Source organism: Ureaplasma diversum NCTC 246 (assembly GCF_000731915.1).
GTDB classification, from domain to species: domain Bacteria; phylum Bacillota_I; class Bacilli_A; order Mycoplasmatales; family Mycoplasmoidaceae; genus Ureaplasma; species Ureaplasma diversum.
Map to the genome: position 1 here is coordinate 1 of NZ_JFDP01000078.1, position 8,424 is coordinate 8,424.

Annotated in this window: 1 protein-coding gene and 1 pseudogene; both read left to right on the plus strand. The window is 28.9% G+C overall.

The window, feature by feature from the left end; all coding sequences use genetic code 4:
• Nucleotides 1-4,114 (plus strand): GUMAP protein (locus tag UDIV_RS03435; RefSeq protein WP_156021878.1); only part of this gene is annotated, 4,114 nt, incomplete at its 5' end.
• A gap of 20 nt (nucleotides 4,115-4,134) precedes the next feature.
• Nucleotides 4,135-8,424 (plus strand): annotated as a pseudogene (locus tag UDIV_RS03440) (hypothetical protein); the annotation flags it as partial.

Here is an 8,424-nt window from a genome sequence, read left to right on the forward strand (position 1 = left end):
AATTAACTTTGGTGGTCAAAAAGTAACATTACCAATTAAACAAGTATTAGTTGGATATGATGGGGGAATTGTAATTGTTGATGCTAATGATGAACAAGTATCTGTTCCATCTAAACCAACAACAGTTATCTATAAAGATTATAGTGTTGGAGTTGATTCACCAGCTCCTGATAATCCAAGTCATGATTTCAGATTCTTAGATATTAAGAGTGCTAAAGCATTATTTGATCTAATTGATAATCAAGAACCAACTAAACAAACACAAAGAGAATTAACTAAAGATATCAAAGAAAACCCATTATTAAAGAAAATATTAGATGATTACAACAATACTGTTAAATCTATTACTAATAATGATTGATCATTAGAGAAAGCAACAATTGAATATAATCGATCAAAGAATATGATTATTATTCGTGATAATGCAGCATCAGACAAAAACCCAAGAATCTTATTAATTAAAAATGTATCTAAGATAGTTTATGCTAATGAACTATCAACTAATAAAAACCATGTCTTTAGATTAGTTGATAATAACTTCAACTTATTAGATTTAGTTAAAAATAAAGTAGATGAAGTTATTAATGAAAATAGATTAGTTAAGAGTTATACAATTGGTAATGCAACACCTAACTTTAAAACTAAAACAGTAAGTGCATACTCTAACTTAAATAATATTAGTGCACAAGATACACCATATCCAGACTACCCTAATACTTATGTAATTAATTACACAGCAAACGATTCAAATAATACTAATAAAGCATTATTTGTTTATGATTTAACTCAAGTAGTTAAAACAGAACCAAGCTTCACTAACTTTGTACTATTACATAACCAAATTAAAGCATTAGGATCTCAAAGAACATTTAATGATATTAATAAGATTACTAATCCTGAGCTTAAGAGTGTAGTTAAGGGCGTGTTTGGTGATGATAAAGATTACAACAAACTACAAGCAACACACTACAACGGTTATTTATTATTTGTTCTATTCAATGAACTAAATAACCCAATTAAAGTATTAAGTGTTAAATTACCTAAATTAATTGATCAAAATGATATTACTTTACCAACTAAAGATGATATTATCAACTCTACTTTATCAGTTAATGAATTAATTCTTAATAGTTTTAAAGATAATAATAAATATCCAGTCGATAGTAATGGATTAATTAATATTGATGGATTAAAAGTTAATCCACAAGAAATTGATGTAGTAATTAATGATGATAATACAATATCAATCATTAAAGCTAATACAGATCCAGCTGAAATCTTAGCTAGAATAGTTGCAGATAACCCACAATATCCAAAACGAGCATTAATTGATTCAAAAGCAACTGAGCATGTTAATGAACGAAACCCAGAAGCTATTTATGAATTAGTTCAAGCAATTAATAAACTATCATTTGGTGAACCAACAGAAGTCAAGTTAGCTGAACAAATGATTCAAAACAGTTACTTAAAGAACAAATTAATGTCTGCTTTTGAAGATGATGATATTTGATTTAATTTCAATGCTACAACGATTCGATATGATATAGAAAACAACCGAATCAGTATTGATAACAATAATCCTAATAATGCTAAGATCTTAGTTATTAATAATGTAGATCGAGTCATTAAAGATTATGAAAACCCTACATCATTCTTATTTGAACCACAAGATATCATTAGAGCATTTAATATCGATCGTGCTCGATTATATAGAGAAAATAAATTAACATCAGACCAACTGATCTTAGGAGCAATTGCACGAAGTGTAGCTAGAAAAGACTTATCAAGTCCATATAACTACTACAAGCTAGAACTTAAGAATGATGGAGTCATTACTAAAGTTGATCTTAACTTTATACCAGTTGATGATCCAACAATTACAAGAAATAAAGATGCTCAACCTTGAAAACGATATGTTTCATTAAAAACAAAGAATGATCAAGAATATATCATTATCCATGATACTTACTATAACTTCTCTAAATTAGATGGTAATGAAGTAATTAAAGATAATACAGCTTATAAGAAACTTGTAGATCAAATTCTTAAATCTAATCAAAACTTAGTATTTGATAATAATATAGTTAATAAACAAGAATTAGATCAATGATTAGAAGATATTAAAAAAGATAATAATATTAATACTGATCAAGAACTTTATTTAAGTATAAGTGCAGGATCTAACTTAGTACTTAGAACAGAGAATAATAAACATAAATACTTCTATGTATTAAATAATGTTCCTGTTGTAGCAACAGAAAAAGATATTAACTTAAAACTACCAACAGATGAACAAGTATTAGCACACAATGGGGATTATGCTAAAGCTGTTAAAGCTAAATTAGTAGATCCAAATGAATTCCCAAGAGATGAAAACAATAGAATCAACTTCTATAACATTAGTATTGATCCAGATAAGATAGAAGTTATAAGTCGAGATGATGGATCTGTTGAATTCTATAACCAAGAAGATGGTAATCGAATTATTATAGCGATCACTCCAACCGTATTACCACCTAACTATACAATTGATAACAACTTCTTAGATGATGCAGTTTTAGCTAAAGAAATCTATCAATTAATTAAAATAGCAAATGCACCTAATAAAGCTAAACCAAATCAAAAAGAATTAAATCAAGCTTTAAGATCTAATGCTTGAATTAAACAATTCATTTTAGATCAATATAGTGATGAAAATAACCCAGCTAATATTGAAACTGATTTCACTAAAGATTGAACAATTCAATATTACCCTGAAAAGAACCAAGTTGTATTAAGAGGAAAAAACACTGATCAACAAAAACGAGCACAAGTAATTATCATTAATCAAGCTATTAAAGTAATTAATGATTATGAATTATATTCAGTTGCAGATGTATTAGGTGTAGATAACTCAATAGAAGATAAACTAGCTCACTTAATTAATCAAAAAATTAAAAACTTAAACAGAGTAGGTGAGTATGAACTTAGTCAACCTGCAGTTGTAAGTGAAACTGAATACAATAACAAACATGCTATTAATGATCCTAAACAAAATGCTAAATACAAACAAATCCGTTTAGCTAATAATCAATTAATTGTTGTTATTGATAACAATAAATATCTACCATTTGCTAATGGTAAATCAATCTTTAAGAATCCACTTAAACAATTAGAATTAGAAAACTTACTTAAATCAAAAGCTAAAGTTGGTTTTGATTTAATTGATAAGAATACTAAACAACCAATTAATGAAGAGTTGTTTAAACACTTAAAAGATACTGTTGGTTTAACTGAATCTGAATTAAAAAACACAACTGTATCAATTCAAGATGGATTCATTATGGTATCTGGAACAAGAGATGATGGATCAAGATTTGTTCAAAAAATTGATTTTAATCCAAATGTTGTTTCAAAAGAAAGTATTCCATTTGTATCAATTGATGATGTAATTAAAGCAGATGGAGATTTAGGAGCAGCATATTTAAAACTATTAAATGATCCTAATAAATATCCATTAGATAGTAATGGTATGATCGAAGTTAACGGAGTTAAGATCGATCCTAAGAATGCTATTGTTGAAGTTGATCCAAACACTAATGATTTATTAGTGTATGAAAAACAAAAAGATGGATCAATTAAACTAGCTACTACAATTGTTTATAAAACAAATGTAGATGAAGTAAGTGTTAAATATACAGTTGCTGAAGGGCAAGATATTTACCATGCTTATTTACAAGACATGGCAACAAGAATCAAAACTGTTGAAATGAAAGTAGAAAACAAATCACCAGAAGCTCTTAAAGTTGTTCATGATATTCTAAAAGATCCAATTATTAAATCTTATTTACCAACTGGATTTAATATCTCAGATCTAGTAACTGTTGAATTTGATAATACATCTAACAAGATTATTATTAGAGACAACGACTCAAATAAACCACACGTTGTCATTATTAAAACTTCAATTCTTCAAAATGCACCTGTTCAAATTAATGATCAAGTAGCATATAATGCTAATATTGACTACTGAATGATTATAGTATCTGTAGTAAGTTTAATAGCTGGAATTGGATTAATTGGACTAATAGCAATTTTAGCTATCCGATTTAAAAATAAGAGACGAACAAAATAAAACAAAGGATGAAGATAACTATGAAAAATAACAAGACTAAAAAATTATTAATACCAATTACTTCATCACTTGTAGTAAGTGCTACCATAGCTGCAGCTATTGGAGCAAGCTTTAGACTTAATAATGAAAAAGAAACTAAATCATATTTAGACTTTTTAATTACACCAACTAATGTAGATAATGAATGAGAAGCTAATAAACCACGAAAAGAAGTAAATTTTAATGGTTCTAAGTTATTGTTACCATTTAATCATGAAGTAATTAATGAGTTGGCGAATTTGGCAGATGAGAGTACGAAGCATCAATTAAGTGGGGATTGGAAGCAAACGGTAAATTCAGCTACTTATACAAACGAAAACAAAGCGGCTGCAGTTAAAGCTGCGATGAAAAAGTTATTTAATATTAACGTTTATAATCGTAATTATAATAACTTTGATAAAGATACTAAATCAGTTAATTTTGGTGGTTTAAAAGTTAATGCTGAACAGTTTGATATCCAATTTGTGTCTGAAAATGATAATGAAGTAACATTCAAATTTATTGCTAATAATGGATCAGGAAATAATGAAGTTAACTTCACTCTTCCTAGATTTGAATCAAAAGTAGTTGATGCTTCTAGTATGAATGAAATTGAAAGAGCTATTGTTACTAGTTTTGTTGTTAATTTAAATAGTGAATTACCAATTGATGTTCCAAGAACAGATATCTATAACAAGATTGTTCCTACTAATCAACCAGCTGATAGTAAATTAGCTGATGATGAGTTTCAATTAGGTCGTTTGTTTTTCAAAAATAAAATTAAAAATTTATTAACAACTAATACTACTTGAACAAACAATTCAAGTGCATTTAATTTAACTAACCTTAAATATTGATATTCACTTGAACAAAATGCCTTATTTGTTTATGATGCAATTTCTAAAAAAGTATTTGTATTAACTAATTGAGGGTTATTCTTAACACCTGGTGATTTATTAACTGATCGTGAAATTTTTGAAAATGATACAGTAGGTGAAAATGTATCACCTTTTGCTAACCCAAAAGATAGATTAGCAAATATCAAAAAAGCATTAGAAACTAAATATAACAAGAAGTCTATTAATGCTAATGGGATTAAGTTGGAGGGTGTGACTGGGTTTCAGGATGGCAGCACAACTCTAGATAGTACTGTTAAATATGTGCAACATTCAAGTTCAAACACCTCTACTAACACTGAAATTCCATTTCGTTCTTGAACTGTAAATTATGCGAATTCTAACAAAACACCTGTCAAAATTTTTGAGATAAATCCATATTTACACCAAACTGTTGGATATGTTCATGAGAGTGGTGTTGAAGACTACTACAGCGGAATTATTGAAGTATATAAATTATTAAATGAATCTAAAAAGGTTAAATTAGGTGATATTAAAAAGAAAAATCCTAATAATTACATCCTTAAAAAATTCTTTTTAGATGCAACTGATGTAAATGTAGATCAACAAAACGGTAATAATGGTAACAAAGATGCTCGTTCAATTGATGTAGCAAGTGCTTCTAATGTTGATCATATTGTCTTAGAACTTGTTCAGTATGGTAGAAAGGCAGCTTTATTAGTTCATAACGCAACTTCTGAAAATACTTTAGGAACAAAAGGTCAACAAGATGATCGCCGTGCATTTGCTGGTCGTCCACTTAAAATGATTATTGATGACCTACCGCAACTAGTTAATGACAGTCGTTATAAAGCAACAACATTAACTGATATTGTTAAATACTCATTTGTACCTGATCAGGATATTAGAAATTTTAGAGATTTTGATCGAAACTCTCCTATTTATCATGGAATAAATGGTTTAGATGGTGACGAACAAAATAGAGTAAATAGAGATCGTGTTCGTAGAAACGTTGGTTGAGCTTCATATCAAAAATTAAAAGCTGAACACGGGGTCAAAACAGGAAATTTGAATCAAGGTGGAGGTTATGTTGACTTTTTAGGAAATAACATTCCATTTAACCGTTTACAAGTCTGAACTCTAACAAGTTTAGCTTCAAATAACAACACAACATTCTCAGATTTAAAAGACGAGTTATATCGTGGGCATATGGCAATTGTTGAATATGCCCCGCTTAGAAACAAAGAGCCACGCCAAGTAACCGCTGAAACTGTTAAGATTCATGGTATAGTTCAATTTGATAATGGAACATTCATTCCATATTTTCCTATTCAGCAACCATATGCTAACGGTGTATATGAAAGCAACCTTAAAGAACTTGGAGATATTAATGGTGAGGAGTTTCAATGACCGCCGAAGAAACCTAATGGTGAAGTTGTATTCAAAGATGATGGTATTTTCACTACCTTTAATATCATTGACATAATAGGTAGAGCGAAAGAAGTTGATTATGAAAATCCACTTCCTAATGTTCCATTATCGTCTGATCCATCTTTCAAAGGTGAAGGTTACAAGATTCCAAAAACTCCAGGCGAACCACCTAAAAAGCCATTATTTGATCCAGCTTCAAAATTAGACTTAAGAGATGGATATACAAACGTTGTATGACCACCAGATTTAGAAAGATGAGCTAATAACCCATCTATAACTGGTGCACGATTTGGATTGTATTTTGTTGACTTATTTAAAAAAAGAAATCAAACGTTCCCTCATTTAAATCAACTATATACTGATAAATCACATCGATATAGTGATAATTGACAAACAGGGGTATTAACTGGTTTAGAAACAATTCAATATTTTCCTGAATTTGGGAAAATTGTAATCTCTGATAATGGTTATTATCGTGATTATGAAAATGGGCAATGAGTTACTAAGCGACGATTAAAAGATGGCAAATTAGATCCTTTTAATATTATTATGTACGGATTCATTAATGTTGAATTAGCTCATAATTTAATTTCAGCTGTGGATCTTGCAAAAGCAGATTGAGATAAAGAAAAAGCCTATAAAAATAAAATTGCTAATCTACAAAATTCTCCAATTGCTAATGGTGCTAAGATATTAAGTCAAAATTTTCATGTTATCAACCCTCAATTAAGTGATCAAAAATATAGAAGTGAACAAAATATTTCTTCTGAAGCTAATTTTAATTATTCTAATGGTAACAGAGGAAATCAAACTAAATATTCTATTCCTGATAAAGATAGATTTTTAATCAATTTTGAAACAAGACAGGGTGAAAAAAAGCAAATTTATGTTTTAGATTATGATATTATGGAAACCGATAAACAAAGCGGTGCTTCTATATTTGTCGATGTTGATGATTTCAATAAATTTTTCAAAGGTGTACTAAAAGAAGATGAATATGTAGATTTACCCGAAAGCAGTATTTCTGGTCAAGCAATAAAAAAGATGCTTGAAAAAAAAGAAGGAACTGGTGCTTTAGTAACTGATGGCATTAAACACCATCTCACGAATATTAGAGTAGCTAGAGTTGGTGACACAATTGCAGTTAATGCAAAAACTTCTCGTTTTTTACCTACTCAATTCCCTGGAAGAATACCTAAAGATAAAATTGCAGATTTATTCAATCTTCACCACCAAGAATATAATCTATTAATCAACGATCTACCTTTATATTACAAAGATGTTGATATTAATTTAACAATCCCAACTATAAAAGAATTAATTGATACCGGTCGAACTTTTGAAGAAGAAGTAAAACACCAATTAGATACTAAATTTAGACAAGCAATGCATGATAATAAGATTATCTTTGGTGCAGCAAATAATCCAGATATATCAGTATCTGATAAAAATGATTTACAAATTCAAGATATTGATTATGACAAGAAAACATTTAAGATAGTAGACATTAGAACTAATAAATCTGTTTTAGTTAAAGTAACTAAAGAAACCATTCCGCAAGTTAAATATATTAGTGCATTCACTACTAACAACAATAAACCTTCTCTTAAAAACTATGGAGAAAACATCAAATTTATAAGTGAAGAATTAGTACATAAATTTACTAGACTTCATGGAGATGGCGCTTCTGGGTCAACAAGCACATTAGCTGAGCCTAATTCATATATTAGTGTTGTTCAAAATGGTGCTTCTGGGCAATCTGATACTACTAATTCTTACACAAAAACTCTTTATCAATCTGAAGAAGCTACTTCTAATTTCCCATCAAACATGAATCAGAATTCTACTAATGCAGAATTGCGATATGATGCAAGTAAGAAACGTTTAATTTTTGTTGATAATGTGGGAAAAACAACTAATACTAGTGGTAATCCAAAACACCCTTCAGCTTTAGTAATTACTCATATTCCACTAGTTGTTTGAGCTGCAGATTTAGTTAATAAA